The following is a 25,155-nucleotide window of genomic DNA, read 5'->3' as shown; positions in this document are numbered from 1 at the left end:
CCGACGACGAAGGCCCGCCCCTGACCGGGGGCGGGCCTTCTCGGTCGTGCCGGGGGACGTCAGCGAACCGGCGTGCCCTGAGCCTGCTGCGGCGCGATGCCCAGCGCCGTCGTGTACTTGGCCAGCGCCAGCTTCCCGACCGCCGGGTACGGCCCGAGCGATTCGGCGGCGGAGCACTCCGCCTCCTTCGCGGCCTCCTCGACCAGCCCCGGCTCGATCTCCGGGCCGATCAGGTACGGCGCGAGGGCCAGCTGCTGCGAACCCGAGGAGCGCAGCTGCTCGGCGACGGACGCGATGGAGGCCTCCTGGTCCAGGGCCGCCGCCATCACCGGCACCGCGAGGCGCGCGGCGAGCAGCATGCCGGTGATCCCGGCCGCCTGCACGGCCTCGTCACCGCCCACGGACGCCAGGATGATGCCGTCGGCGGCGGTCGCCACCGTGAACAGCCGGGCGCGGTCCGCGCGGGCCAGACCGGCCTCGGAGAGCCGCACGTGCAGCGCCTCGGCGAGCAGCGGGTGCGGACCGAGGACATCGGTCAGCTCGGCGGCGATCCGGCTCTCCATGACGGCCTGGCGAACCCGGCGCAGCAGTGCGCTGTCCGGGCCGGCGAGCAGCGGCACGACGACGGCGACCGGCCCGTCGGGCTCCCTGACGTCCATGCCGGCGGCACGCGCCTGCTCGAAGCGGGCGGTGCGCTCCTCGGCGGCGTACGTGAGCACGGCCTGGAGCGTGGGGAACTCCGCGTTGTCCCCGTCGAGGTACCCGATGCGGGCGTCGAGGCCGGGCAGCTCGGAGCGGGCGATGCTCACGACCTCTTCGGCGAGGCTGCGGGTGGCGCTACTGGGCGTGCCCGGCACGGCGAGGACGAGCGCGGGCGCGCCCTCGGGAGCCACCAGCGGCTCCGGGCGGCGGTGCCGTCCGGGCTGGCGGGGTCGCGGCATTCGTACTGGGAGGCCGGACTCGGGTCCAGTGGGGGAACTCATGGCGCCGCATGTTACTGGCTTCTTGGGCTCCCCTGTTCGGGGAGGGGTCAGGTGAGCGGTATCCGTCCCGTTTTGTCTGATGAGTTACGTACGGATTGAATGACGTGCGGATGGTGCGCGATCGGATCAATCACTCGATCGGGTGGTCATGCTCAGCATGGTCTCGTCACCCGGCAGGGTGAGCGGACCGGCGCTGAGCTCGGCCGCCATGCGCACCGAGCCGTGCAGCGGATCGCCCTCGGCCGGCACCCGTCGCGTGTGTGGGAGCCGCTTCGCCAGCTCCTCGTCGAGGGGTGCGAGGAGCGGGTCGCCGATCTTGAACAGGCCGCCGGTGACGGCGACGCGCGAGGCGCCGCCGGGGCACACGGCCGCCGCGGAGTCGGCCATGTGCCGGGCGGCCGCGCGCAGGATGCCCTCCGCCACGGGGTCCTCCTCCGCGCAGGCGGCCACCCGGGGCGCGAACGAGGCGAGGACGGCGGGCCGGTCCGGCCGTGGATACAGCGCGCCGGGCAGTCCGGCCACGGGCCCGAACTCGTCCTCGGCGCAGGCCAGCAGCCGGGCCGAGCCGCCCTCCCGGCCGTCGTGGGCCCGCAGCGCGGCCTCCAGCCCGGCCCGCCCGATCCAGGCACCGCCGCCGCAGTCGCCGAGCAGATGCCCCCAGCCGTCCGCCCGACGCCAGCCCGCCAGGTCGCTGCCGATCGCGATCAGTCCCGTACCACCGGCGATCACGGCACCCGGCCGGGGTCCGAGGGCACCCACGTACGCGGTCACCGCGTCGGCGGCCAGCGCGACCCTCCGTACCCCGAACTCCCGCGCCAGGGCACCCGGCAGTTCGGCGCGCAGCCCGGCACCGAGGGAGGCCAGCCCGGCCGCGCCGACGACGGCGGCGGTCAGTCGCACAGGACCGGTCTCGGCGGTCAGGGTGCGCACCAGCGGCACGAGTCGCGCCATGAAGTGCTCAGGGTCGATGCCCCGGTCGCCCGTGCGCACCGGCTCGTCGGACGTCCGCCGGGCGAGCGGTCCGCGTTCGGCGGTTCCGACCACCACCCGGAGTCCGGACCCGCCGGAGTCCACCGCGAGGAAGCCGGAGCCTTCCGGCGCCCCGGTCACGGCAGGCGCCAGTCCACCGGTTGGCCGCCCTGACGGATCAGCAGGTCGTTGGCCCGGCTGAACGGGCGGGAGCCGAAGAAGCCCCGGTCCGCCGACATGGGGGAGGGGTGGGCGGATTCCACGGAGGGCAGGTCGCCGAGCAGCGGGCGCAGGTTGCGGGCGTCACGGCCCCACAGGACGGACACCAGGGGCTTGCCGCGCGCCGCCAGGGCCCGGATCGCCTGCTCGGTGACTTCCTCCCAGCCCTTGCCGCGGTGGGCTCCGGGCTTGCGCGGGGCGGTGGTGAGCGCCCTGTTGAGCAGCAGCACGCCCTGCTGCGTCCACGGCGTGAGGTCACCGCTGGACGGCTGCGGCAGTCCCAGATCGGCGTTCAGTTCGCGGAAGATGTTGATGAGGCTGCCGGGCAGCGGCCGCACCTCGGGCGCGACCGAGAACGACAGCCCCACCGCGTGCCCCGGGGTCGGATACGGGTCCTGACCGACGATCAGGACCCGTACGTCGTCGAAGGGCTGCTGGAAGGCCCGCAACACGTTCGGCCCGGCCGGGAGGTAGGTGCGTCCCGCGGCGATCTCCGCGCGGAGGAAGTCCCCCATCGCGGCGACGCGTTCGGCCACCGGTTCCAGGGCCTTCGCCCAGCCCGCTTCGACGATTTCATGCAAGGGTCGTGGTGCCACGGGCGTCACCCTACTGCCGTACGGGCAGCGGCGATCAACCGGTGGCCAAGGGCCGCTCGTAAGCTCATCCCTCGCCTCGTACCCCCCTCATCCCCCGCCCGGACCCCGCCTCAGCCGACGACCGCTGCCCGCACGCACAGCACGTCCGGCAGATGCGCGGCGAGCTGCTGCCAGCTGTCGCCGTCGTCCGCCGAGGCGAACACCTCGCCGTTGCGGTTGCCGAAGTAGACGCCCGCCGGGTCGGCGTCGTCCGTGCACATCGCGTCGCGCAGCACCGTGCCGTAGTGGTCCTCCTGGGGCAGCCCCGCCGAGAGCGGCTCCCAGCTCTTGCCCGCGTCCGCCGTCCGGTAGACCCGGCACCGGCGGTCGGCCGGGACCCGGTCGGCGTCGGCGCTGATCGGGAACACGTACGCGGTGTCGCCTCTGTGCGGATGTGCGGCCGCCGCGAAGCCGAACGTGGACGGCAGGCCCTCGCCGATGTCCGTCCAGTGCGCTCCCGCGTCGTCGCTGCGGTAGACACCCCAGTGGTTCTGGAGGTAGAGCCGGTCAGGGTTCGCCGCGTCCCGCGTCACCTTGTGCACGCACTGGCCGAACTCCGGGTTCGGGTCGGGCAGGAACACCGCGGAGACGCCCGAGTTGGAGGGCGCCCAGCTCGCCCCGCCGTCCAGCGTGCGGAACACACCGGCGGTCGAGACGGCGACCGTCACCGCCTTGGGGTCGCGTGCGTCGGTGAGCACGGTGTGCAGGCCCTCACCGCCGCCGCCCGGCACCCACTTCGACCGCGTGGGGTGCTCCCACAGGGGCCGGACGAGCTCGAACGTCTCCCCGCGGTCCTCCGAGCGGTACAGCGCGGCCGGTTCCGTGCCCGCGTACACCACGTCCGGCTCGGCGGCGGCCGGGTGCAGCTGCCACACCCGCTCCAGGGACGCCCCCGTGTCCTGGGGGAACTTGACGGCCGGCCGGGCCGGTTCCGTCCAGGTCCGGCCCAGGTCGTCGGAGTGGAACACGGACGGGCCCCAGTGCGCGCTGTCGCCGCCGGCCAGCAGCCGCGGGGTCGCGGTGCGGGTGTCGATGGCGACCGAGTACACGGCCTGCGCGTTGAAGTAGGGGCTCTGGTCGAACTCCCAGGCGCCACCGTCCCGCCGGCGCCCGATGAACAGGCCTTTGCGCGTGCCCACGGCGAGCAGTACCTCGGTCATGCCGATCACCTCCGCGGCGTCGTCGTCGACGCCCTCGTCTCAGACACGGGCCAGTCTGCACCCCACCACTGACAGTCACCCCCGGAGCAGGCTCCGGCGCAGGTCAGCGCCGTGTCGGTGCCGCGTGCGGGCGTCCGGTGGGCGCACCCGTGAAGACGCAGCCAACGACCGCGGAACCCTCTCGTGGGTACGTGCAGTGAGCATCCAGCGGCCCTCTTCCGTATGGGGAGGGCGGCGGGATGGTCATGCGCTCGTGAGGAGGAGCCTTCGATGGCGTTACGTGGTCCGAAGGTGTGGCTGTGGCGCTGGCGGCGCAATCCGCTCAAACGGCGCGCCGACAGGGTGGAGGCCTGGGTCGTGCTGGGCGTGTGGATGCTCACCGTGTTCGTCGGGGTGCTCGCCGGCCTGACGGTGAGCCGGTCCGTGGAGGACGGGCTGGCCCGCGAGCGCGTCGAATGGCGCCCCCTCGTGGCCCGGCTCGCCGAGCGGGCTCCCGGGACGGCCTCCGAGAGCGGCGACGTCTCCCGTGCCGAACACGTCTGGGCGGAGGCACGGTGGACCGCCGCGGACGGGTCCCCGCAGTCCGGCCAGGTGCGGGTCCTGGCGGGCAGCCAGGCCGGTTCGCCGATCACCGTGTGGACGGACCGCGAGGGCCGCCAGGTGACCCGCCCCGTCACCGAGTCCCAGGCCCGCGTGCGCGCCTCGCTCATCGGCGGCGTGGCGGGCGTCTGCGCGGCGCTCGCACCACTCGCCGCCGGCCGCGCGGTACGCCGCCGCCTGGAACGCCGCCGCATGGACCAGTGGGACACCGAGTGGTCACGCTTCGGCCCGATGTGGGGACGCACGACGGGGTGACCGGAGGGGCTGGTCCCGGTCCGGTGGAACGCTGGTCGCGATCGGATGGGCGCGGCCGTCACCGTCCGGCGGGGCGGGGTGGTCTCGGTCCGGCGGGGTGGCTGGTCGCTGTCCGCAGGGCGGGGGGGCCAAGGCCGCCGAGGGCCGCTGGTCCCCGTCTGATGGGCGCGGCTGGTCGCGGTCCCATGAGGCGGGGCGGTCGCAGTCCGGCGGGGCGGGCGGTCCCTGTCCGACGGGCGCGGCCGGTCGCAGTCCGGCGGGGTGGTCGGTCTGGCGGGGGCGGCTGGTCACTGTCCGGCAGGGCAGGGGAGTCCAAGGCTGCCGAGGGCCGCTGGTCCCCGTCTGATGGGCGCGGCTGGTCGCGGTCCGATGGGGAGGGGACGGTCCCCGTCCGGTGCGGGCGGCTGGTCGCAGTCCGGCGGGGCAGGGCGGTCCCAGCCGCCGAGGGCCACTGGTCCCCGTCTGATGGGCGCGGTCGGCCGCTGTCGATGGGGCGGGGACGGTCCCCGTCCGGCGGGGGCGGCTGGTCGCGGTCCGATGGGGGCGGGGCGGTCTCGGCCCGGTGGGGGCGGGGGGGCAAGACCGCCGAGGGCGGGCGGTCCCTGTCCGGCGGGCCCGGCCGGTCCCGCCGGACAAGGCAGGCCCGCCTACCCGGACGGGGTCGGACCCGTTCCATCCCGCCCGCTCTACCCACCACCCTCCCGGCTCAGAGCCCCCCGACACATGCGCAACAGCCCCTCGTCCTCATGGATGCCGTGGCTGTCGCAGCCGCCGGAGTCGGCCCGATGCCGTCGGGAGGACGTGAGCTCCGCTCGCAGCAGGTCGTGCAGGGGAGCTCCCGTGGGACCCAGTGCTGCCACGCACCCGGCGATCGCCGTGCGGGTGTGCGGGTGCTCCGCCCATGCGGTACGGAGGACGGGAAGGACCTGCTCCTGTTCCGGCTCCCCGGTGATCCGCCACACCGCGCAGGCCGCCGCTGCCCGTTCCGACGCTTCGCCGGAGCCGGTCATCCGGCGCAGTGCGGGCAGGGCCGCACGGGCCGCCGGTCCCAGTCGTCCGAGCACATCGGCGGCCGCCGCCGGTCGATGCCGACCCCTCCCGCCGTCCGTCAGCTCGCGGAGCAGTACGGGCACGACGGCATCCGCCTCACCCGTGACCGACCACAGCGCGTCCCCGGCCGCGACGCCGCAGTCGGTCTCCAGCAGCCCGCGCAGATCCGGTATGGCCTCGTGCGCGGCGCTGCCCACCGCCCCCAGGGCACGGACCGCCGCCTCCGTGACGGCGTCGCGCAGCCGCAGCCCGTCCGGCATGCCACGCAGCAGGCGCAGCACCGACGGCACGGACTCGGCGTCACCCAGTGCCGTGAGTGCGGACAGGAGCGGGACGGCCCGCTCATGCGTGTCGGGGCCGTCGAGCGGAACGCGGGCGAGGTGTCGCCGCAGGGCGGGGGCGAGCGGCGCGGCAGCGCGGCCCAGATGGGGTATCACCAGCCCGAGGTCGTGCGGTACGACCGGGCCTGCCAGCACCTCGGCCAGCACCGGCGTGGCCCGCGCGTCCCCGGCTCTGGCCAGTGCCTTGAGCGGGCCGCCCAGCGTCGGCGCCCCCCGCTCCCCGTGACGTACGCGAAGCTCGGGACGGCGGGTCACCAGGGCGTGGAGGTGGTCCGCGGCAGGCAGGGCCAGTTCGAAGAGCTCCACCAGGACGCCGACCGCCGCGTCGTGCAACCGGCCCTCCTCGGCGCCCAGTTGGGCACCTATGAGGGCGACCGGCTCCACCACGTCCGTACGCCACTCGCGGAACAGCCCGGCCGACATCCACACGGCGTTGCACCGGTCGAGGGGATCCGGACTGGTCAACTGCCCGCACAGCAGGGCGACCCGGTCGGCCACCCGGCCGCCGAGCGCGGAGTGCAGGGTCCGCAGCAGCCGGGAGCCCTCCTCGTCAGAGGGGCGAAGGCGCCGCAGCCGCCCGGCGAGCGTGTCCGCGCCGGGACCGTCCTGCGCGAGTCTCTCGCAGCCGCGCTGCCCGGACCGGTCCCGGAGCAGCCGGACCACCGCCGGTACGAGATCCGCGGGAAGCAACTCCGGGGCGCACTGCGCCAGCTGGCCGAGCGCGGCGAGGCGCAGCCCCGGTCCGTAAGGCGGCCCGCTCAGCGCCGCCAGCAGGCCCACCGCCTCCGCGGCGTGGCAGTCACCGGCCGGCAGGTACCGCCGTGCGAACAGGCCGAGGCTCTCGGTCAGGGCGAGCAGGACCCCTTCGTCCCGCTCCACGGTGATCCGCTCCCGTAACAGGGCGAGCACACGAGCCGGCCGGTCGAGGAACCGCACGAGCCCCGCCGGGGCCACCTGGCGCACTCCGGCGTCCGCGTCCCCGGCCAGCAGTACGAAGACATCGGCACCCGCGCGCAGGGCGGCACGGGCCTTCCCGGCGAGATCGCCGGACCCACCTTCCCCGCCCCCATCGGACCCGCCCCCGCCCCCATCGGACCCACCCCCGCCCCCATCGGACCCGCCCCCGCCCTCGTCGGGGCCGCCCCCGTCCCCGCCGGCCCCACCCCCACTCCCATCGGCCCCTCCGATGCTGACAAGGAGCTCCACCACCCCCGCCCGGTCCCGCACCTCCTCACGGACGGCGAGCGCGAGGAGAAACGGAACACAGGCGAGCGTCGAGTCGTACACGCCTCCCTGGTGGTGCACGGCGCCGTACATCCGGTCGAGCGCGGTCTCCCGCTCGGCCTGGTCGGCGGAGGCCAGCCCCCGGAGCAGTCCGGGCACGTCCTCCGCGCTGCCGTAGGCATGCCGCAGCGAGGCCCAGTCGACCTCGTCCATCCCCCTGAACACGTTGTCCTCCCCAGGCGAAGTGCCAACTGACGGGGAGTCTGCACCACGGCACTGACAACGAAGCGGAATCGGGAGGTGACTGTCCGCGAACCGTGTGCCCGTTGGCCGACAGTGGCTCGGTCGCCGCCGGGGGAGGGCCGCTCAGTTCCCGCCGGGCAGCGCGCGGTCCACGATCGCGTCGAGGTCCGCCCCCTCCGGCAGCGTCCCGAACGCGTACCCCCAGTCACCCCCGAGCCGGGTCGCGCAGAACGCGTCGGCGACCGCCGGCGGGGCGTACCGGACGAGGAGGGAGGCCTGGAGCGTCAGAGCCATCTCCTCCACGAGACGGCGGGCCGTCGTCTGCGAGGCCCCGGACAGCCGGTTCCTGAGCCGCGCCACGGCGGCGTCCAGCCGCGCGTCCGCCCCCCGGGCACGGGCGAACTCGCCGAACAGGGCCTCGACCGTGCCCGGTTCACGGCTCAGCGCCCGCAGCACGTCGAGTGCGTTGACGTTCCCCGAGCCCTCCCAGATGGACAGCAGGGGAGCCTCGCGGTAGTGCCGGGGCATGCCCGAGTCCTCCACGTAGCCGTTGCCGCCGAGGCACTCCAGCGCCTCCGCGGTGAAGGCCGGACCCCGCTTGGTCACCCAGTACTTGCCGACGGCGGTGGCGATGCGGCGGAAGGCGGTCTCCTGGGCGTCCCCGCGGATCGCCCGGTCGGCCGCCCCGGCCAGCCGCAGGGTGAGGGTCGTGGCGGCCTCGGACTCCAGCGCGAGATCGGCCAGAACGTTGCGCATCAGCGGCTGGTCCACCAGCCGTGCGCCGAACGCGCTGCGGTGCCGCGCGTGGTGCCCGGCCTCGACGAGCGACTTGCGCATCAGCGCGGCCGACATCATCACGCAGTCCAGCCGCGTGCAGTTGACCATCTCGATGATGGTCTTCACGCCCTGCCCCTCGGGGCCGACCAGCCAGGCGACGGTCCCGTCGAACTCGGGCTCGGAGGAGGCGTTGGACCGGTTGCCCAGCTTCTCCTTCAGCCGCTGGATGCGGAAGGTGTTGCGGGTGCCGTCGGGCAGCACGCGCGGCACCAGGAAGCAGGACAGGCCGCCCGGGGCCTGCGCCAGCACCAGGAACACGTCGCACATCGGCGCCGACGTGAACCACTTGTGCCCGCGCAGGGTGTACACCCCGGGTTCCGACGTGGGCGTGGCCGTCGTGGTGTTCGTCCGGACGTCGGAGCCGCCCTGCTTCTCGGTCATCCCCATGCCAGCCAGCAGGCCACGCTTCTCCGTGGGCACCCGCAGTCCGGGCTCGTACTCCCGGCTCGTCAGCAGCGGTTCGTAGACCTTCGCCAGCTCCGGCTGCCTGCGCAGCGCGGGGACGGCCGCGTAGGTCATCGACGTCGGGCAGCCGTGCCCGGCCTCCGTGTGGCCCCACACCAGTCCGCCCGCGGTCCGGGCGACATGGGCGCCCGCCCGGTCGTCCGCCCAGGGCGACGCGGCCAGTCCCTCGGCGATCGCGGTGCGCATCAGGTGGTGCCAGCTCGGGTGGAACTCGACCTCGTCGACGCGGTTGCCGTACCGGTCGTGCGTCTGCAGCTCCGGCTGATGGCGATGGGCCAGGTCGGCCCACTCCTGTGCCTGGACGCTGCCGGCCTGCCTGCCGAGCCGCCGCAGGTCCTCCTCCGCCCACCCGGCGCCCTCCCGCCGCAGCCCCTCCAGCAGGGCCGTGTCCTCGGAGGCGTCGTACGGGGTCAGTGGCGGGGCCTGGTTCGTGACGTCGTGCGTGGCGGATCCGCCGTACGCCCGCTGTTCGTCGAGTGTCGAGACCATACGTCGAGTGTTGCACTCCTTCTGCGGCCGCAGCAATCCTGCAACACGGAATTCCGCCGCGTACAGTACGTGACCATGCCGATGAACGTCCCGGCGCGGCCCGGCGCGCTCGATCTGCGGCCGCTGTCCGCGCGGTCGGTCGTGCTGAGCCTGCTGCTCGGAACGCATCCCCCCGAACTGCCGGTCCGGGAGCTCGTGCGGCTCGTGGAGGGCTTCGGCGTCGGCGGCTCCACGCTGCGGGCGGCGCTCAGCCGGATGGTGGCCGCCGGCGATCTGCGGCGCACGGACACCGGCTACCGCCTCAGCGACCGGCTGCTGGATCGCCAGCGCCGCCAGGACGACGCCGTGCACCCGCGCACGCGCGCTTGGAACGGCGACTGGGAGATGGTCGTGATCACCGCGACGGGACGCGGCCCCGCCGAACGCGCCGACCTTCGGGCCCGGCTGACCGCCCTCCGGCTCGCCGAACTCCGCGAGGGTGTCTGGCTCCGCCCCGCCAACCTGGCCCGCGCCCTCCCCGGCGACCTGGACCGGGTGGCCCAGCACTACACGGCCCGCCCCGACCGGCCCGCCCGCGACCTGGCCCGGAGCCTGTGGCCGCTGGACGCCTGGTCCGCCACGGCTCGCGCGCTGCTCGCCCACATCGCCCGGACACCCCGCCCGGCCGACCGCCTGACCGTCTTCGCCGCCGTCGTGCGGCACCTGCTGGCCGACCCCGTCCTGCCGCCCGGACTCCTGCCGGCCGACTGGCCGGGAGCCGAGCTGCGCGCCGCCTACACCGACTACCAGCGGGAGTTGATCGGCGAGGTGCGTGCGCGGGTGCGGGGCGCATGACGCGGACGGCCGTGCGAAGCGCCCGCCAGGACGCTTCGCACGGCCGTCTTCACCGTGGGGGGACTGTCTGTCCGGGATACTGCCTCAGGGACTACCTGTAGGTGATGTCCGAGGTGGAGTAGAGGCAGTTCGTGCTGTCGGGCCCTGTCCCCACGGCGGTGTTGTTGTTGTACTTCTGGCAGGGGACGACCTTCCGGCCGGCGTCGTTGCGGATCGTGATGCCGCGCAGCGTCGCCACGTCGTTGCGGTTGACGTTGATGCCGACGAGCCGGGCGGTGGAGCCCGTGCCGGTCACGTCGATGGTGTTGAGGTTGACCTTGCGGGTGTACTGCGTGGAGCAGTCGCCGCAGGAGCGGTAGAGCGTCTTGAACTCCTGCACCGCGAAGTTGGAGATGTTCAGGGTGCCGCCGCCGTTGTGCTGGAAGACCTTGTCCGCCGCCTTCTTCGCGCCGCCGCCGATCACGTGGTACGTGGCGCCGGTGCCGCCGCGGAAGGTGGCGGCGTCCTCGCCGACGTCCTCCCACCAGACGTTCTGGAGCGTGCAGCTGCCCTGGCAGTGGATGCCGTCGGCCGCGGGGGCGCCGAGGATGACGTTCTTCAGCACCGCGCCGTCGGCGAGCTTGAAGATCGGGTCCTGGCCCTCCTCCTGGCCGTCACCGGCCAGGGCTCCGGTGCCGTAGAACCGCTTCATCCCGTAGTCCTTGGTGCCCGACACGGAGATGGTGGAGGAGGTCCCCTGGCTGCCGTTGGGGGTCGGCCAGGTGGCGGCGCTCGCCGTCGGCGCGTTGGTGGTCATGATCATGCCAACCGACAGGCCGAGGGTGGCCAGCGCGCCGGTCAGCGCGCGCCTGCGGGCGCGCGGACGTGTCGCAGAAGTCATGTCCCGATTCCTTCTGTCGTCTGAGCGGATGAGGGGTGTCCGAGCGGAAGGGGTGTCCGGGCGGACGGGGTGTCAGAGCTTTCCGGCGCCCGCACCCGACGTCACCGAGGCGACGACGGACGAGGCCGGCTCCGCCGTGTAGGCGTACGGCGGGCTGGTGAAGGTGCCGACCCGCGAGATCTCGGTGGCGGCTCCACCGAGGTCGTTTCCACGCAGGTTGGCGTATCCGTCGACGTCGCTGCTGCGGTTCGTGGTGACCGCGACCTTCGTCGAGCGGAAGACGTTGTTCTCGACCAGCATCTGGGCGCCCATGCGCGAGTGGCAGGCCGTGTCGGCGCCCTCTACGTAGTTGTTGTAGAAGTGCCCGGTGCCGAAGCGCAGACTGGGGATGCGCGAGTACACGTTGGCGAAGTGGTTGTGGTGGTACGTCACCTTCAGCTTGCCGGTGTCCTCACTCGCGTTGTTGTCGCTGTGGCCGACGAGCGAGCCCTTGAAGTGGTTCTTGAAGGTGTTCCAGGACACCGTGACGTTGTCCGCGCCGTGGTTGACGTCCAGCAGACCGTCGTAGTGGTCCTTGTCGTGGTCGCGGTCGGCCGAGAATGAGTTGTGGTCGATCCAGACCTTGCTGGACGACTCGACGGTGATGCCGTCGGCGGGCGCCACCGGCTTGCTGATGTCGAGATTGCGGATGACGACGTTCGAGACCTTCTTCAGTCGGAGTCCGCCGCCGGTGAAGCCGGATGCGGAACCCACGCCCAGGACGGTCGTGTTGGACCCGACGTCGACCTGACCGCTCAGCGAGATCAGGCCGTTGACCCGGACGACCTTGGCCGAGTTTCCGGTCACGGCCGTCTTGAAGGCGCTCAGCGTGGAGACGGTGACCGCCGAGGCGCTGCCGCCGCCGGTCGTCCCCGCGCCGAACCCGACCGGAGAGGTCTCGGCGGCCCCGGCCGGCTGGGGAACGGCCAGGACCGGCACGGTCGCCAGGGCGGATGCGGCGGCGAGCGCCAGGGTGGTTCTGCGGACACGTGCAGGTGGGGGTTGAGTACGCATGTGGGGTGCGTCCCTTCGTGGTGCCTTCATGGTGCCAGGTCGGTCATGTACATGAATGACGTTCGCCATGTTGTTCACCGCGCGCGCTGCGTGCGACTGCTCCGGAAGCCTTGCCACGGCTCAGGGGTGCACATCCCTGGACCTGGCAGGCTCCGGCGGGCGCCTTGGCGGAGGCGCTACCGGGTCACACTGCTGAACGGAACGTAGGGGGCAAGCGCTTTCTAGTCAACGCCTCGCGCAGAACACATTCGGCCGGACCTGGTCGGAGCGCCGACGTCGCGGGAAGTGGTGTGGGAGCGCTTCCATGGCGGCCATGTCCATGCCACCATGCCGATCGGACGCTTCCCTTCAGGAGAGGGCGGGTCGATGAGGACTCCGCGCATGCGTACGTTCGCCAGCGGACTCGTGTTCATGCTGTCGGCCGTCGGTGTCCTGACCCTGGCGCCGGGACCGGCGGTCGCGGGCACGCAGCAGCCCGGCCGCGAGGGCTCCTTGCCAGGACGGTTCACATGGTCTTCGAGCGGCCCGCTCATCAGCCCGAAACCGGACGCCGGCCACCCGATCCTCTCGGTCAAGGATCCGACGGTGTTCCGGTACCGGGACCGCTGGCACGTCTACTTCACGACCGCCGACACCGCCGGGCGCTGGAGCCTCGGGTACACGAGCTTCGCCCGGTGGTCCGAGTCCGCCTCGGCTCCCCAGACGTTCCTCGACGCCAACCCGGACATCGGCGGCCGGTACGCGGCGGCGCCCCAGGTCTTCTACTTCGCGCCCCAGCAGACCTGGTACATGGTCCACCAGACCGGACCGCCGTCCTACTCCACGACCAAGGACCCCTCGGACCCGCTCAGTTGGAGCGCGCCGCGGAATTTCTTCGGCGGTGAGCCGCCCATCGTGACCGAGAACAAGGGCGACGGCACCTGGCTGGACTTCTGGACGATCTGCGACCGGACGGACTGTTACCTGTTCTTCTCGGACGGCAACGGCCACCAGTACCGCTCGCGCACCACCCCCGCCGAGTTCCCGAACGGCTTCCGCGACACCGCCATCGTGCTGTCCGAACCCAACCGCTTCGACCTCTTCGAGGCGGGCAACGTCTACCGGCTCGGCGACGGCGGCGGCTACCTCATGCTCGTCGAGGCGCTCGCGACCGGATCCGACTGGCGGCGCTACTTCCGGGCTTGGACCGCCGACAGCCCGGGCGGCACGTGGAAACCGCTGGCCGACACCGAGGCGAACCCCTTCGCCCGCTCGTCCAACGTCGATTTCCAGGCCGGACAACCTGCCTGGACCAGGGATTTCAGCCACGGCGAGATGATCCGCGCCGGCGTCGACCAGACCCTCACGATCGACCCGTGCCGCCTCCAGTTCCTCTACCAGGGGATGGACCCGGCCGCCGGCGGCGAGTACTACCGGCTGCCCTGGCGGCTGGCCCTCCTGACCCAGACCAACTCCACCTGCTGAACCGCCGTACGACGTCCTGCGAGCCGCGCCTCACAACCGAAGGGACCCGGACGTGCCTGCCACCCCGCACCCCACGACGAGGAGACCGCTGCGGTCGATGCCCGCCGCACTCCTCGCCACGCTCCTCGCCGCGCTGCTGCCGTTGCTCGCGGCCACCGTGCTCACCGCACCAGCGGCCGCCGCCCGCGAGAACGCCCGTGATTCCGCCCGCGAGAAGGCCGTACCCACCGCGACCCTCACCGAGGTCACGAACTTCGGTACGAACCCCAGCAACCTGCGGATGTACCTGTACGTGCCGGAGAGCGTCACGCCGAACCCGGCGGTCGTGGTCGCCGTGCACTGGTGCACCGGCTCGGGCCCGGACATGTACAACGGCACCGAGTACGACACCCTGGCCGACCAGTACGGGTTCATCGTGCTCTACCCGTCCGTCACGCGCAGCAGCAAGTGCTTCGACGTCTCCTCGCCCCAGGCACTGCGCCGCGGCGGCGGGAGCGACCCGGTCGGCATCAAGTCGATGATCGACTGGGTGACCCGCACCTACGACGCCGACACCGGCCGGGTGTTCGCCACCGGCATCTCCTCCGGCGCGATGATGACGAACGTCCTGCTCGGCGACTACCCCGACGTGTTCGCGGCGGGCGCCGCCTTCTCCGGTGTGCCGTTCGCCTGCTTCGCCACCACCGACGGCTCCGAGTGGAACAGCAACTGCTCGGGCGGCACGGTCACGCACACCCCGAAGGAGTGGGGCGACCTCGTCCGGAACGCGTACCCCGGCTACGGCGGCCCCCGTCCGCGGATGCAGATCTGGCACGGCACCGAGGACGACGTCCTGCGCTACCCCAACTTCGGCGAGCAGATCAAACAGTGGACGAACGTACAGGGTGTGAGCCAGACGCCGGCCGCCACCGACACGCCCCAGTCCGGCTGGACCCGCACCCGCTACGGCGGCACGGGTGACCAGGCGCCCGTTGAGGCGATCAGCCTCCAGGGCGTCGGCCACAACCTGTACGCCCACGGCATGGCATCCCGCGTGCTCACCTTCTTCGGCCTCGACAAGTCGGGCCCGGGCCCCCAGCCCCAGCCCGGCGCCTGCAAGGTGACGGCCACGGTGAACGCCTGGAACACCGGCCTGACCGCCTCCGTGACCATCACCAACACCGGTACGACGCCGGTCAACGGCTGGAAACTCGGCTTCACGCTCCCCGCCGGGCAGACGGTCACGGGCGGCTGGGGTGCCACGTACACGCCCTCCTCCGGGTCGGTGACCGCGGCCAACGTGTCCTACAACGGCACCATCGCGCCGGGCGCGAGCGTGAGCATCGGCTACCAGGCCACTCACGGCGGCAACAGCGCCGCCCCGGCCGCGTTCACGCTCAACGGGACGGCGTGCGCGACCGGTTGACGTGGGGCGCCTTGCCTCGCGGCTCGGGTGCCGGCTCAGACCGACCGGTGGTACTGGTCCGGCACCCGCACCTCACCGCCGAGTTCCCGCGCCGCGAGCCGGGCCCACGAAGGGTTGCGCAGCAGCTCGCGGCCCAGCAGGACCGCGTCGGCCTCGCCGTTGGCCAGGATCTTCTCGGCCTGCTCGACATCGGTGATCAGCCCGACCGCGGCGACCGGCAGCGTCGTCTCCTGCTTCACCCGGGCGGCGAAGGGCACCTGGTAGCCGGGGCCCGTGGGGATGCGCACGCCGGAGGCGTTGCCACCGGAGGAGACGTCCAGCAGGTCGACTCCGTGGGCCCGCAGGTCGGCGGCGAAGCGGACGGTGTCGTCCGCGGTCCAGCCGCCCTCGTCGAGCCATTCGGTCGCCGAGACGCGGAAGAACAGCGGCTTGTCCTGCGGCCACACCTCCCGTACGGCGTCGACGACTTCGAGCGCGAAACGGGTGCGGTTCTCGTACGAGCCGCCGTAGGCGTCGGTGCGGTGGTTGGAGTGCGGGGAGAGGAACTCGTTGATCAGGTAGCCGTGGGCGCCGTGGATCTCGGCGATCTCGAAACCGGCGGCGAGCGCGCGGCGGGCCGCGGCGGCGAACTGCCCGACGATGTCCTTGATCTGATCGGCGGTCAGCTCGGCCGGGACGGGGTGCCGGTCGTCGAAGGCGATCGGGCTCGGCGCCACGGATTCCCAGCCGTGGGCGTCCGGGCCGACCGGGGCGCCGCCCTTCCAGGGGCGGTCCGTCGATGCCTTGCGCCCGGCGTGGGCCAGTTGGATCGCCGGCACCGTGCCCTGTGCGGCGAGGAAGCTGGTGATGCGCCGGAACGCCTCGACCTGGGTGTCGTTCCAGATGCCGAGGTCGTACGGCGAGATGCGCCCCTCCGGGGACACCGCTGTGGCCTCGACGATGATCAGGCCCGTGCCGCCGGTGGCGCGGGCGGCGTAGTGCGCGAAGTGCCAGTCGTTGGGGGCGCCGGTCTCCGGGCCCTCCGGTGCGGCCGAGTACTGGCACATCGGGGGCATCCACACGCGGTTCGGGATCGTCACATCGCGCAGGGTGCAGGGCTCGAAGAGCGCGGTCACGGCGGACTCCATTCGTCACGGGGCCGATATCGACTCGTACGATAGGCATCGTAGTACGGTGGATGCCAAACTACGAGGGCTCTCGTACTATGGGATCCCCGAAGGAAGTGGAGCCGCCGTGACCTCTCCCGCCGTCAGCAGTCGCGACCTGCCGCATCCCGTGCGCGACGAGATCCGGCTGGAGGGTGTGCTGCATGCGCTCTCGGACCCGATGCGGCTGCGGATCGTGCGGGAGCTCGCCGCGGCCAGCGGGGAGTTGTCCTGTTCGCACTTCGACCTGCCCGTCACGAAGTCCACGACCACGCATCACTTCCGGGTGCTGCGCGAGAGCGGGGTGATCCGGCAGGTGTACCGAGGGACGGCCAAGATGAACGGGCTGCGGCGGGACGATCTGGACGAGCTGTTCCCGGGGCTCATGGATGCCCTGCTCGATGCCGCGGGCCGGCAGGCTGTCCGTGGTGGCTAGAGCGCGTCACCGTGCGCGGCGGTCATGAGGGACTGCCAGTCGGGGAGCTTCACCACGTTCCTGCCGAGCGAGGCCCCCAGCACCGCCTCCGCCTGCTCGATCGACTGCCAGCCCGTCCACTCGACCGGGTCGGCCCCCTCCGCGCGCAGTGCCGTGACCGGGTCCTCCGCGACGTTCTTCCGGGCGAGGGCCGGGGCGTCCTCCAGCAGGGACGTGGCCGTCTCCTTCGCGCAGGGGCGGTTCGAGCCGATGACGCCCGTCGGGCCCCGCTTGATCCAGCCGGCCACGTATTCGCCGGGTGTGACGACGCCCTCGCGCAGGACACGCCCGGCCAGGTTCGGCACCGTGCCGCTGTCCGGGTCGAAGGGCAGCCCTTCCAGCGGCACTCCGCGATAGCCCACCGAGCGCAGCACCAACTGTGCCTCGACGTCCTCGAACCGGCCGGTGCCCGTCACGCCGCCGCGCCCGTCCGGTGCCGTCCGCTCGAAGCGCACCGCACCCACGTGGCCCTCCCCGGCGAGCAGTTCGGCCGGGCGGAGGAAGAAGCGCAGCCGGATCCGGCGCGGGGCGCCGCTCGGCGGAGTCTCGGACCAGCCGCGCAGCACCTCCACATTGCGGCGCTGCGCGGCGGGCAGTGCGGACGGGTCGGTGTACCCGGGGTCCAGGGCCAGCTCCGCCGGGTCCACGACGACGTCGGTCTCGGGCAGGCTGCCCAGTTCGCGCAGCTCCTTGGTGGTGAAGCGGGCCTGGGACGGGCCGCGCCGGCCCACCATGTGGATCTCGGTCACCCGGCTCGCCGCCAGTGTCGTCAGGGCCGCCTGTGGCATGTCGGTCGGGCTGAGCTCGGCCAGGCCGCGGGCCAGCATCCGGGTGACGTCCACGGCGACGTTCCCCACGCCGATCACCACGGCCGACCGGGCGTCCCGCAGGAATCCGGCGTCCACGGCGTCCGGGTGGGCGCTGTACCAGGACACGAACTGCGTCGCCGACCAGCTGCCCGGCAGGTCCTCCCCGGGGATGCCCAGATGCCGGTCGGTCGCGGCGCCCACGCAGTACACCACCGCGTGGTAGAGCTCCCGCAGCCGGGCGGCCGGCACCCCGCCGGGGCCGGCCTGCACGCCTCCGACGAACCGGACCCGGTCGTGCTCCAGGATCGTGCGGAGGTTGTTCTGGAGCGACTTGATCTTCTCGTGGTCCGGAGCCACGCCGTACCGGACCAGGCCGTACGGGCACGGCAGCCGGTCCAGGACGTCGACGCGCACCTCGGGGTCCTGCTGGACGAGGCTCTGGGCGGTGTAGCACCCGCTCGGCCCGGAGCCTACGACGGCGACTCGCAGCACGGCGGAACTCCTTACCCGGGGATCCCGAGGGATCGCAGGAGGTGCTGATGCCTCCAGCATCGCACCGGCCGGGCTCCGCTGACAGGGTGCTGTGCTCCGCTCGGGGGGCGTGTCCGATCTATAGGGAATGTGATCATTCGGTTACGTTCTGTGTGTGCTGGAAGCATCCTTCCTTAATCTTTCTGATCGCTCTCCGACGGACGGCGCCGTGTCAGTGCAGCCCGCGTGGGAGGTGCGGGAGAACGAGGACGCCACGCGGTGGTTCGACGTCCGGCTGGCCTTCGCGGACGGCGCCCACGTCGACGCACTGGCCGTCGTGGCCGGGGGACGCGTCGGCGTCGAGGACGTACGCGCGCAGCCCGCGCTGTCCCTCGACGACCTCGCGGTGCTCGCCGACTGGATCGAGGACTCGCTGGCCGAGGCGTGCTGCGCCGGTGCCGGAATGGCTCCGGAGGACGGCGGAGGCCAGGGGCGGCGCGCCCGGCCGGTCTGGCCGAGCGGTGCGGAGGGGCGGCGGCTGGTGGCGCAGGAGTACCGCGCGGCACAGCAGGACGGTACCGATCCCGTCCTCGCCGTGATGTGCGCGACCGGACACAGTCGCCGCAAAACCCTCAGGCTGATCGGCCAGGCCCGGGACGCCGGACTCCTGACCCCGCGCCGCGCCCGGCGCTGAGGGGTCCGGCCCGGCGTTCGACCGGGACCGATCAGCACGCCTAGAGCATGTCCCGCATGCGCGAGATCTCGCTCGTCTGCTGGGCGATCACCTCGTCGGCCATCTCCTCGATCCGGATGTTGTTGCCCTGCCCCTTCGCGTCCGTGGCCATGGTGATCGCGCCCTGGTGATGGGTCGTCATCAGCGTCAGGAAGAGCTGATCGAACGCCTTCCCGTCAGCCGCGCGGAGCTTGTCCAGCTGTGCCGCGGTCGCCATCCCGGGCATCGTGGCGTGCTCGTGCCGCTCGGCCTTCAGCGGCTTTCCGTACGATTTCAGCCAGCCCTTCATGGCCTCGATCTCCGGCTTCTGGGCGGCGGCGATCCGGGCGGCGATCCGTTTCACCTTCGCCGACTCGGCGCGCTCCGGGGCGAGTTCGGTCATCACGAGGGCCTGGGCGTGGTGCTCGATCATCATGCGGGCATAGGAGACGTCCGCCGAGTTGGGAGAGTCGTTCTCCGAGTGCTGGTCGGCGGCTTCCTCGGCGGACAGGGTGCGGTTCTCCTCGCCGGGCTTGCCCGGGGCGATCACGGCGGGTCTGTCCGCGGCGGCCGGTTTCCGGTCCGGACCGGAGTCGCAACCCCCGGCCGTGAGAGCGGCCAGGGCGACCAGCCCCGTCATGACGACGGACGTACGAGACGCGCGGCGGAAGGGCACAACGACCTCCTGTGGCAGGCGTGTTGGTGGACACCTGGTGATACTTACGGCCATTCGGGCATGCTCGCGGGTCATTGACCGAGCGACTTCTTTAAGATCCTGTTGCCGCCTGTTGGTATGTGCATGGCGAGGACGATACTGCGTGGTGCGTGAACCGTTCCGCAGTGAACGGCACCAGGGAGGAAAAGCAGTGATCCTGTTAAACGACCGCAGAACACGCCGCAGACGCCTGGGAGCCGGCGCGATCGCCGGCGGAGTGCTGGCCGCGCTCCTCGTGGCGGCGCCGGCAGGGGCCACCCCCGACCCGGGGGACGTCCCGCCCAAGCCGAAGGAGGTCTCCAAGAGCGCGCAGGCCGAGGCGCGCGAGGCCATCGAGAACGGCGAGATACCCGGCCAGGACGAGATCGTCCACTCCGCGAACATCGAGCACGTCGCCAACATCCCCAAGGACGTGCTGGCCGGCACCAACACGGACCTGGCCTTCCAGGGCAGGTACGCCTTCGCCGGCAACTACGACGGCTTCCGCATCTTCGACATCGGCAACCCGAAGGCGCCGAAGACGGTCGCCCAGGTGCTGTGCCCGGGCTCTCAGAACGACATCTCCGTCTCCGGCAACCTGCTGTTCCTGTCCACCGACTCCTCACGCAGCGACAGCAGTTGCAGCAGCACCACGCAGCCGGCGACCGAGAAGTCCTCGTGGGAGGGCATGAAGGTCTTCGACATCAGCGACAAGCGGAACCCGAGGTACGTCGCCGCCGTCGAGACCGCGTGCGGCTCGCACACCCACACGCTGGTGCCCGAGCGGCGGAACGTCTACGTGTACGTCTCCTCGTACTCGCCGAACGCCACCTACCCGGACTGCCAGCCGCCGCACGACGGCATCTCCGTCATCAAGGTGCCGCGCAACGCCCCCGAGAAGGCGGCGGTCGTGGGCTTCCCGGTGCTGTTCCCCGGCGAGGGCCCGGACGGCGGCGGCAACCCGGGCGGGCCCACCAACCCGGGCGTCTCCAAGACCACCGGCTGCCACGACATCACCGTGCTGCCCTCGGCGGACCTGGCCGCGGGCGCCTGCATGGGGGACGGCATCCTGTTCTCCGTCAAGGACCCTGAGCGTCCGAAGGTCATCGACCGGGTGCAGGACAACGTCAACTTCGCCTTCTGGCACTCGGCGACCTTCAACCAGAAGGCGAACAAGGTCGTGTTCACCGACGAGCTGGGCGGGGGCCCCGCGCCCACCTGCAACGAGGCGACCGGCCCGAACCGCGGTGCCGACGGCATCTACGACATCGTCGGCAAGGGCGACAAGCGCAAGCTCGTCTTCCGCACCTACTTCAAGATCTCCCGCCACCAGGCGGACACCGAGAACTGCGTGGCCCACAACGGCTCGCTGATCCCGGTGAAGGGCAGGGACCTGATGGTCCAGGCCTGGTACCAGGGGGGTGTCTCCGTCTGGGACTTCACCGACTCGTCGAAGCCCAGGGAGATCGCCTACTTCGAGCGCGGCCCGGCCAGTACCGAGCAACTGACCTTCGGCGGTTCGTGGTCGGCGTACTACTACAACGGCTACATCTACTCCAACGAGATCACCAAGGGCTTCGACGTCCTGAAGATCAAGGACCGGCGCACGGACCCGGCACGGTGGGTCCACCTGCGTGAGTTCAACGCGCAGACACAGCCGGACTACTTCGACTGACCCGGCGGGTCGCACTCCGGTGCGGCTCCGGTCGCGAAGAACCGCGACAGATCCCTGTCACCCCTCCCGCCGGAGGCTCCGGTCTCCGGCGGGACACCCAGCTCCCAGTCGAGCCGGTAGCGCGCGAACAACTCGGCACGCAGCACCGGGACCGGCATCGGCACCCCCGGCACCAGGGCGGCGTACACGGCCCCCATCAGCAGGGCCCGCAGCATCGGATAGTCGCTGTCGACGTCCCGCGAGCCGTGCCGGGAGACGGTGTCCCGCAGCAGTTCGGCCAGGCGCCGCTGTTCCGGGCAGGGCACGAAGCCCTCGGCCTGCAACAGCCCGGCCATGTGCTGGCGCATCAGCACGGGCCGGTCCCTGGCCAGGCCCAGGATCGCGTCGATGGCCCGCGCCATCCGCTCCCGGCCGTCCTCGGTACGCGGCTCGCGCTCCAGCGCCTCCTCCAGCGTACGGTGCATGAGCCGGTGCACGGCGGACTGCACGAGCTGGCGCTTTCCCGGGAAGTAGTAGGAGACCAGTCCGCGGGCCGAGCCCGCCCGGTCGGCGATGTCGCCGAGCGTCGTGGCCTCGAAGCCGCGCTCGCCGACCAGTTCGACCGCCGCTTGGAGAAGCCGCTCCTTGGAACGCCTCCGCAACTCTTCATTGACCGAGGCGCTGCGCGGGGACATGCTGAAACTCCTGCGTTGACTGGCTGCCAGCCAACTATACTCGGAGAGGTCCGGCCAAGACCGCGCGGTCATGGCCGGGGATGCCGTCTGCCTCGGGCGACACGGGGGATCGTCCGAGGCGGGCGAGCAGATGACCAGGTGACCTGGTGGTGGCCTCAGCTCACCAGGTCCAGGACCGGCCGCAGCCCGTCCGGCCGGTCGGTCACCGGCAGGTGGTCCACGAAGTGCACCCCGCATCCCAGTGCGGCGGCCCCGCCGTCCGCCCTGCGGTCGTCGCCGACCATGAGCGTCCGGCGCGGATCGGCGCCGAGCGCCTCGCAGGCGGCGGCGAACAGCCGCGGGTCGGGCTTCTGGATGCCGTGCTCGTACGACAGGACGTACACGTCGATGTAGCGGTCCAGGCCGTATTCGCGGAACACCGGGCGCGGGTCCCAGCCGATGTTGCTGACCACGCCTACGGGGACGCCCCGCTCCCGCAGGGTGCGGAGCACCTCCACGGCGTCCGGGTACGGGGTCCATGCCGCGGGTGTCATATGGCGGTCGTAGAGCGCGTCGTGCAACGCCGGGTCGGGCAGCGTGACCTGGCGGGAGAGGCCGGTGTAGGCGGCCCGGTGCAGTGCCGCGCTCTGGTCCCGGATCATCCAGGAGTCGGCGAGTTCGGCCGGCACCCGTGCGGGAGCACCACCGCCGGGCAGCGCCCCCGCTGCCTCCAGCGCACGCACGGCGGCGGTCAACTCCGCCTCGGTGAAGGGGACTCCCGCGTCGGCGACGACGCCGCGCAGCCAGGATTCGGTGGACTCGACACGGAACAGCGTTCCGGAGAAGTCGAACAGCACAGCCGTCATGGGGCGATCCTACGAGGCGCTGTCCGGGCGGGTGCGCGGCTGCCGGTGCTCGTGCGTCCACACGGCCAGGGCCACCACGGTCGCGCCCAGCAGCCAGCCGCCCACCACGTCCGACGGCCAGTGGACGCCCAGCCAGACACGGGTCAGGCCCACGCCGACCACGGACACGACGGCCACGGTCACGGCCGTACGCCACACGGCACGGCCGACGCCGTGACGGCGCAGGAGCCACAGGAAGAGGCCGCACACGACCGTGGCGGTCATGGCGTGGCCCGATGGGAAGGCCGCGTAGTGGGCCGAGTCGACGGGGTCGGGCCAGACCGGGCGGGGACGGTCCACCAGCGCCTTGAGGGCCTGCTGGAACAGCGTGCCCAGTGTGACCGCCAGCGCCAGCCACAACGCCGTCCAGCGCGCCGCCAAGCGCACCAGCAGCCATACGACGACGACCGCGCACAGCAGTCGCATGGTCCACGGGTCCCACACCCAGTCCGTGAGGATGCGGAACGCCTGGGTGACGCCTGATTCCTCGACCGCCCAGCGGTGCGTGGTGGCGGAGATGTCCCCGTCCGCACTGATCAACGGACTCCATCTGGCCGCGACGAGGGTCAGCAGCAGAACGGAACACAGCGCCAGGACGCCGGCCGACCGGGCGGCGGTGCGGTGCTGCGGGCGGGGCGGGGAGTCGACGGACGGGGCGTTCATGATGCGATCCTCGCCGAACCGGGGCCTCCGGATCCAGTACGTCGACGATCTTCGGACACCGAACCGCATACTTCGGCCACGCTGAGGCCCCTTCTGTGCCCACGAAATCGGCGCGGACGCCACCGGCGCCCGAGGCCATGGGTCCCGGCTATCCCAGCGCCCGCAGCCCCGGTCCGAACGCCACCAGCACCGGGACCACGGGCACCAGTGCGGCCGCCGCCGTCAGCCGCAGCCGGCGTGCCGGGGGCAGACGGTCCGGGGGAGTGAGCAGCCGGTGCACCCGTGCCGGGACGTGTGCCTGCGGGGTCGGGCAGGGGCCGAACACACCGCGGTGCTCGTTGAGTTCGACCAGGGCCAGGGCCGTGGTCAGGCGGCCGAAGCGGCGGGACGCCGTGTCGTCGGCGGCGAGTTCGACCAGGCGGTGCATCTCGTCGCGGAACGCGGCGAACACCGGCACCTGCGGAAAGCCGCCCGCCAGTGCGGAGGAGCAGTTCAGCAGCCAGTCGTGCCGGGCCCGCGCGTGCCCCTGCTCGTGGGCGAGCACGGCGTCCAGCTGCCGGCCCTTCAGCCGGCGCAACGCGGCCGTGGTGACGACCAGTTGCGGCGGAGTGCCGGGCTGCCACCAGGCGTCGGGCTGCTCGCTCTCCAGGACGACGAGCCGGCCTGACACGGCCACCTCGCCCGGCATCAGCGGCGCCCTGACCAGCAGATCGGCACGCCGGCGGCGGCCCCGGGCGCGTGCCCCGCCGATCTCGCGGACCAGCATCGCCGCGCTCCACAGCCCGCCGCTGGCCAGCGCCACGGCCATGGCCGCCGCCCAGGGGCCCGCCGTACCGAGGGCGTAGGCCTCGACGACCGCGCTCGGCGCCGTTGCGAAAACATGCCCGCCGACCGCGTGCCAGGCCGCCGCCGCGCTGAGCGTCATCGCCAGGGCACAGCACACGAGCACGGCCGCCACCACGCACTGCCACACCCACAGCGCCACCACAGGCTCACGATCCGGCCAGTCCGCACGGGCGAGCAGCCGGGGAGCGACCACTGCGATCAGGGCGCCGAGCAGCAACAGTGCCGCGGGGAGCATCATGAGGCGCAGCCTATGAGTGACGCACCGCTCAGGGGTACGACTTGTGGCGCCGAAGTGACGCAGGCAACGAATCCGTACGGGCGTACCGGGACCGTCCCGCTCACAGCGTCAGCAGCATCGCCACCATCGAGATCCCCATGGACAGCCGGCAGGCCCGCGCCAGCTCCGGCCGGTCGCCCCACCCGGCGGATCCGCCGCCCCCGGCCCCGCTTCCCGCCACGGCGGCCACCGGCACCAGCCGGACGCCGGTCAGCAGCACGTATCCGGCGAAGTAGAGCAGCAGCGCACCCGTCAGGAGCGGGACCCCCGATCCCCCCTGTCCGTGCGCGTGTGCGGGAGCGCCGGCCATGACGACCGACATGTAGACCATGGCCCCGGCCCCCACCAGGTGGTGGAGGTGGTGCGCGCCGGACCTCGCCGCCCACAGCGCAGGGACCGCGGCCGCCCCGAACACCACCGCGTACACGGGCCAGGCCCATGAGGGGGGAGTGAACACCGCCGCCGGCACGGCCATCGCGGCCATCCCGAAGCCCATCAGCGCCTCCCCGCCCGCGGCGCCGCGCTCCTCCCCGGCGCCGCTGCGCATCCGCACCAGGCAATAGGCGCCGGTCACCGCGCAGAGCGCCACCAGCAGCCAGCCGGACGAAGCCGGTCCGTGCACGCGCACCTCCCGCTCCACGGTCGGTCAACTCGGCAGTCGGTGCATCGATGCCCGGGCCATGCGGCGCGCACGCGAGCGCAAGGGTGTACGTGGGGAGCATCC

The 25,155-nt window shown here is 72.4% G+C and carries 23 protein-coding genes; 7 read left to right on the top strand and 16 right to left on the bottom strand.

The window, feature by feature from the left end; translation table 11 throughout:
• Nucleotides 1-59 precede the first annotated feature (59 nt).
• The 4 genes from ABFX81_RS21375 to ABFX81_RS21360 all read right to left on the bottom strand — a co-directional run bounded on the left by ABFX81_RS21375 (nucleotide 60) and on the right by ABFX81_RS21360 (nucleotide 3,975).
• On the bottom strand, nucleotides 60-983 hold the full coding sequence (locus ABFX81_RS21375) for a sirohydrochlorin chelatase family protein (RefSeq protein ID WP_086855657.1): 924 nt from the start codon (nucleotides 981-983) through the stop codon (nucleotides 60-62).
• 126 nt (nucleotides 984-1,109) lie between these two features.
• A complete protein-coding gene (locus ABFX81_RS21370; RefSeq protein ID WP_086855656.1) occupies nucleotides 1,110-2,093 on the bottom strand; it encodes a BadF/BadG/BcrA/BcrD ATPase family protein in 984 nt (327 codons plus the stop codon).
• Nucleotides 2,090-2,767 (bottom strand): uracil-DNA glycosylase, encoded by a 678-nt coding sequence (locus tag ABFX81_RS21365; protein ID WP_086855655.1) that lies wholly within the window; start codon nucleotides 2,765-2,767, stop codon nucleotides 2,090-2,092. Before ABFX81_RS21365 ends, ABFX81_RS21370 begins: the two co-directional genes overlap by 4 nt.
• Before the next feature lie 110 nt (nucleotides 2,768-2,877).
• Nucleotides 2,878-3,975: a WD40/YVTN/BNR-like repeat-containing protein gene (locus ABFX81_RS21360; protein ID WP_086855558.1), complete on the bottom strand. Its 1,098-nt coding sequence runs from the start codon at nucleotides 3,973-3,975 to the stop codon at nucleotides 2,878-2,880.
• Nucleotides 3,976-4,236: 261 nt separating this feature from the next.
• Between ABFX81_RS21360 and ABFX81_RS21355 the strand changes: the two genes are divergently transcribed.
• On the top strand, nucleotides 4,237-4,821 hold the full coding sequence (locus ABFX81_RS21355; protein WP_086855559.1) for an Rv1733c family protein: 585 nt from the start codon (nucleotides 4,237-4,239) through the stop codon (nucleotides 4,819-4,821).
• A 686-nt stretch (nucleotides 4,822-5,507) separates the two neighbouring features.
• Here ABFX81_RS21355 and ABFX81_RS21350 read toward each other — a convergent pair.
• Nucleotides 5,508-7,661: a HEAT repeat domain-containing protein gene (locus ABFX81_RS21350; protein ID WP_346138491.1), complete on the bottom strand. Its 2,154-nt coding sequence runs from the start codon at nucleotides 7,659-7,661 to the stop codon at nucleotides 5,508-5,510.
• A 141-nt stretch (nucleotides 7,662-7,802) separates the two neighbouring features.
• Nucleotides 7,803-9,470, bottom strand: a complete 1,668-nt coding sequence (locus ABFX81_RS21345) for an acyl-CoA dehydrogenase family protein (protein WP_346138490.1) — start codon at nucleotides 9,468-9,470, stop codon at nucleotides 7,803-7,805.
• Between the two features lie 75 nt (nucleotides 9,471-9,545).
• Between ABFX81_RS21345 and ABFX81_RS21340 the strand changes: the two genes are divergently transcribed.
• Entirely contained in the window at nucleotides 9,546-10,304 is a 759-nt protein-coding gene (locus tag ABFX81_RS21340; RefSeq protein ID WP_346138489.1) for a PaaX family transcriptional regulator C-terminal domain-containing protein, read from the top strand.
• Between the two features lie 91 nt (nucleotides 10,305-10,395).
• Here ABFX81_RS21340 and ABFX81_RS21335 read toward each other — a convergent pair whose 3' ends face one another.
• Nucleotides 10,396-11,184, bottom strand: coding sequence for a pectate lyase (locus ABFX81_RS21335; protein WP_346138488.1), 789 nt, complete (start codon nucleotides 11,182-11,184; stop codon nucleotides 10,396-10,398).
• A 72-nt stretch (nucleotides 11,185-11,256) separates the two neighbouring features.
• Nucleotides 11,257-12,237 (bottom strand): pectate lyase family protein, encoded by a 981-nt coding sequence (locus ABFX81_RS21330; RefSeq protein WP_086848676.1) that lies wholly within the window; start codon nucleotides 12,235-12,237, stop codon nucleotides 11,257-11,259.
• Between the two features lie 381 nt (nucleotides 12,238-12,618).
• On the opposite strand from ABFX81_RS21330, the gene ABFX81_RS21325 reads away from it, so the two are divergent.
• Nucleotides 12,619-13,701 (top strand): glycoside hydrolase family 62 protein, encoded by a 1,083-nt coding sequence (locus tag ABFX81_RS21325; protein ID WP_346138487.1) that lies wholly within the window; start codon nucleotides 12,619-12,621, stop codon nucleotides 13,699-13,701.
• Between the two features lie 97 nt (nucleotides 13,702-13,798).
• Nucleotides 13,799-15,106, top strand: coding sequence for an extracellular catalytic domain type 1 short-chain-length polyhydroxyalkanoate depolymerase (locus tag ABFX81_RS21320; RefSeq protein WP_346138486.1), 1,308 nt, complete (start codon nucleotides 13,799-13,801; stop codon nucleotides 15,104-15,106).
• 35 nt (nucleotides 15,107-15,141) lie between these two features.
• Here the strand turns inward: ABFX81_RS21320 and ABFX81_RS21315 are convergent, their stop codons facing one another.
• Nucleotides 15,142-16,221 (bottom strand): oxidoreductase, encoded by a 1,080-nt coding sequence (locus tag ABFX81_RS21315; RefSeq protein WP_086848704.1) that lies wholly within the window; start codon nucleotides 16,219-16,221, stop codon nucleotides 15,142-15,144.
• Between the two features lie 118 nt (nucleotides 16,222-16,339).
• Here ABFX81_RS21315 and ABFX81_RS21310 point away from each other — a divergent pair, with 118 nt between their 5' ends.
• Nucleotides 16,340-16,687, top strand: a complete 348-nt coding sequence (locus tag ABFX81_RS21310) for an ArsR/SmtB family transcription factor (RefSeq protein WP_086848680.1) — start codon at nucleotides 16,340-16,342, stop codon at nucleotides 16,685-16,687.
• Here the strand turns inward: ABFX81_RS21310 and ABFX81_RS21305 are convergent.
• A complete protein-coding gene (locus ABFX81_RS21305) occupies nucleotides 16,684-18,027 on the bottom strand; it encodes an FAD-dependent oxidoreductase (protein ID WP_086848682.1) in 1,344 nt (447 codons plus the stop codon). The two genes, ABFX81_RS21310 and ABFX81_RS21305, sit on opposite strands and share 4 nt — an antisense overlap.
• 208 nt (nucleotides 18,028-18,235) lie before the next feature.
• On the opposite strand from ABFX81_RS21305, the gene ABFX81_RS21300 reads away from it, so the two are divergent.
• Nucleotides 18,236-18,700, top strand: a complete 465-nt coding sequence (locus ABFX81_RS21300; RefSeq protein WP_086848684.1) for a DUF6214 family protein — start codon at nucleotides 18,236-18,238, stop codon at nucleotides 18,698-18,700.
• Between the two features lie 40 nt (nucleotides 18,701-18,740).
• Here ABFX81_RS21300 and ABFX81_RS21295 read toward each other — a convergent pair whose 3' ends face one another.
• Nucleotides 18,741-19,394, bottom strand: a complete 654-nt coding sequence (locus ABFX81_RS21295) for a DUF305 domain-containing protein (protein WP_086848686.1) — start codon at nucleotides 19,392-19,394, stop codon at nucleotides 18,741-18,743.
• 190 nt (nucleotides 19,395-19,584) lie between these two features.
• On the opposite strand from ABFX81_RS21295, the gene ABFX81_RS21290 reads away from it, so the two are divergent.
• On the top strand, nucleotides 19,585-21,087 hold the full coding sequence (locus ABFX81_RS21290) for an LVIVD repeat-containing protein (protein WP_086848688.1): 1,503 nt from the start codon (nucleotides 19,585-19,587) through the stop codon (nucleotides 21,085-21,087).
• On the opposite strand, the gene ABFX81_RS21285 is transcribed toward ABFX81_RS21290, so the two are convergent.
• The 5 genes from ABFX81_RS21285 to ABFX81_RS21265 all read right to left on the bottom strand — a co-directional run bounded on the left by ABFX81_RS21285 (nucleotide 21,075) and on the right by ABFX81_RS21265 (nucleotide 25,053).
• Nucleotides 21,075-21,761, bottom strand: coding sequence for a TetR family transcriptional regulator (locus tag ABFX81_RS21285; protein WP_086848691.1), 687 nt, complete (start codon nucleotides 21,759-21,761; stop codon nucleotides 21,075-21,077). The two genes, ABFX81_RS21290 and ABFX81_RS21285, sit on opposite strands and share 13 nt — an antisense overlap.
• Before the next feature lie 155 nt (nucleotides 21,762-21,916).
• On the bottom strand, nucleotides 21,917-22,606 hold the full coding sequence (locus ABFX81_RS21280; RefSeq protein WP_086848693.1) for an HAD-IA family hydrolase: 690 nt from the start codon (nucleotides 22,604-22,606) through the stop codon (nucleotides 21,917-21,919).
• 9 nt (nucleotides 22,607-22,615) lie between these two features.
• Nucleotides 22,616-23,308 (bottom strand): phosphatase PAP2 family protein, encoded by a 693-nt coding sequence (locus ABFX81_RS21275; RefSeq protein ID WP_086848696.1) that lies wholly within the window; start codon nucleotides 23,306-23,308, stop codon nucleotides 22,616-22,618.
• A 148-nt stretch (nucleotides 23,309-23,456) separates the two neighbouring features.
• The gene (locus ABFX81_RS21270; protein WP_086848698.1) at nucleotides 23,457-24,392 is read right to left on the bottom strand and encodes a M48 family metalloprotease; all 936 of its coding nucleotides are present in this window, start codon (nucleotides 24,390-24,392) and stop codon (nucleotides 23,457-23,459) included.
• A gap of 100 nt (nucleotides 24,393-24,492) precedes the next feature.
• Nucleotides 24,493-25,053, bottom strand: coding sequence for a DUF5134 domain-containing protein (locus ABFX81_RS21265; RefSeq protein ID WP_086848706.1), 561 nt, complete (start codon nucleotides 25,051-25,053; stop codon nucleotides 24,493-24,495).
• Between the last annotated feature and the right edge of the window lie 102 nt (nucleotides 25,054-25,155).

It is taken from the genome of Streptomyces coeruleofuscus (assembly GCF_039532725.1).
In the GTDB taxonomy this organism is placed as follows: domain Bacteria; phylum Actinomycetota; class Actinomycetes; order Streptomycetales; family Streptomycetaceae; genus Streptomyces; species Streptomyces coeruleofuscus.
The sequence above is the reverse complement of the archived record's forward strand: the minus strand, read 5'-3'. Positions and strand labels throughout refer to the sequence as shown.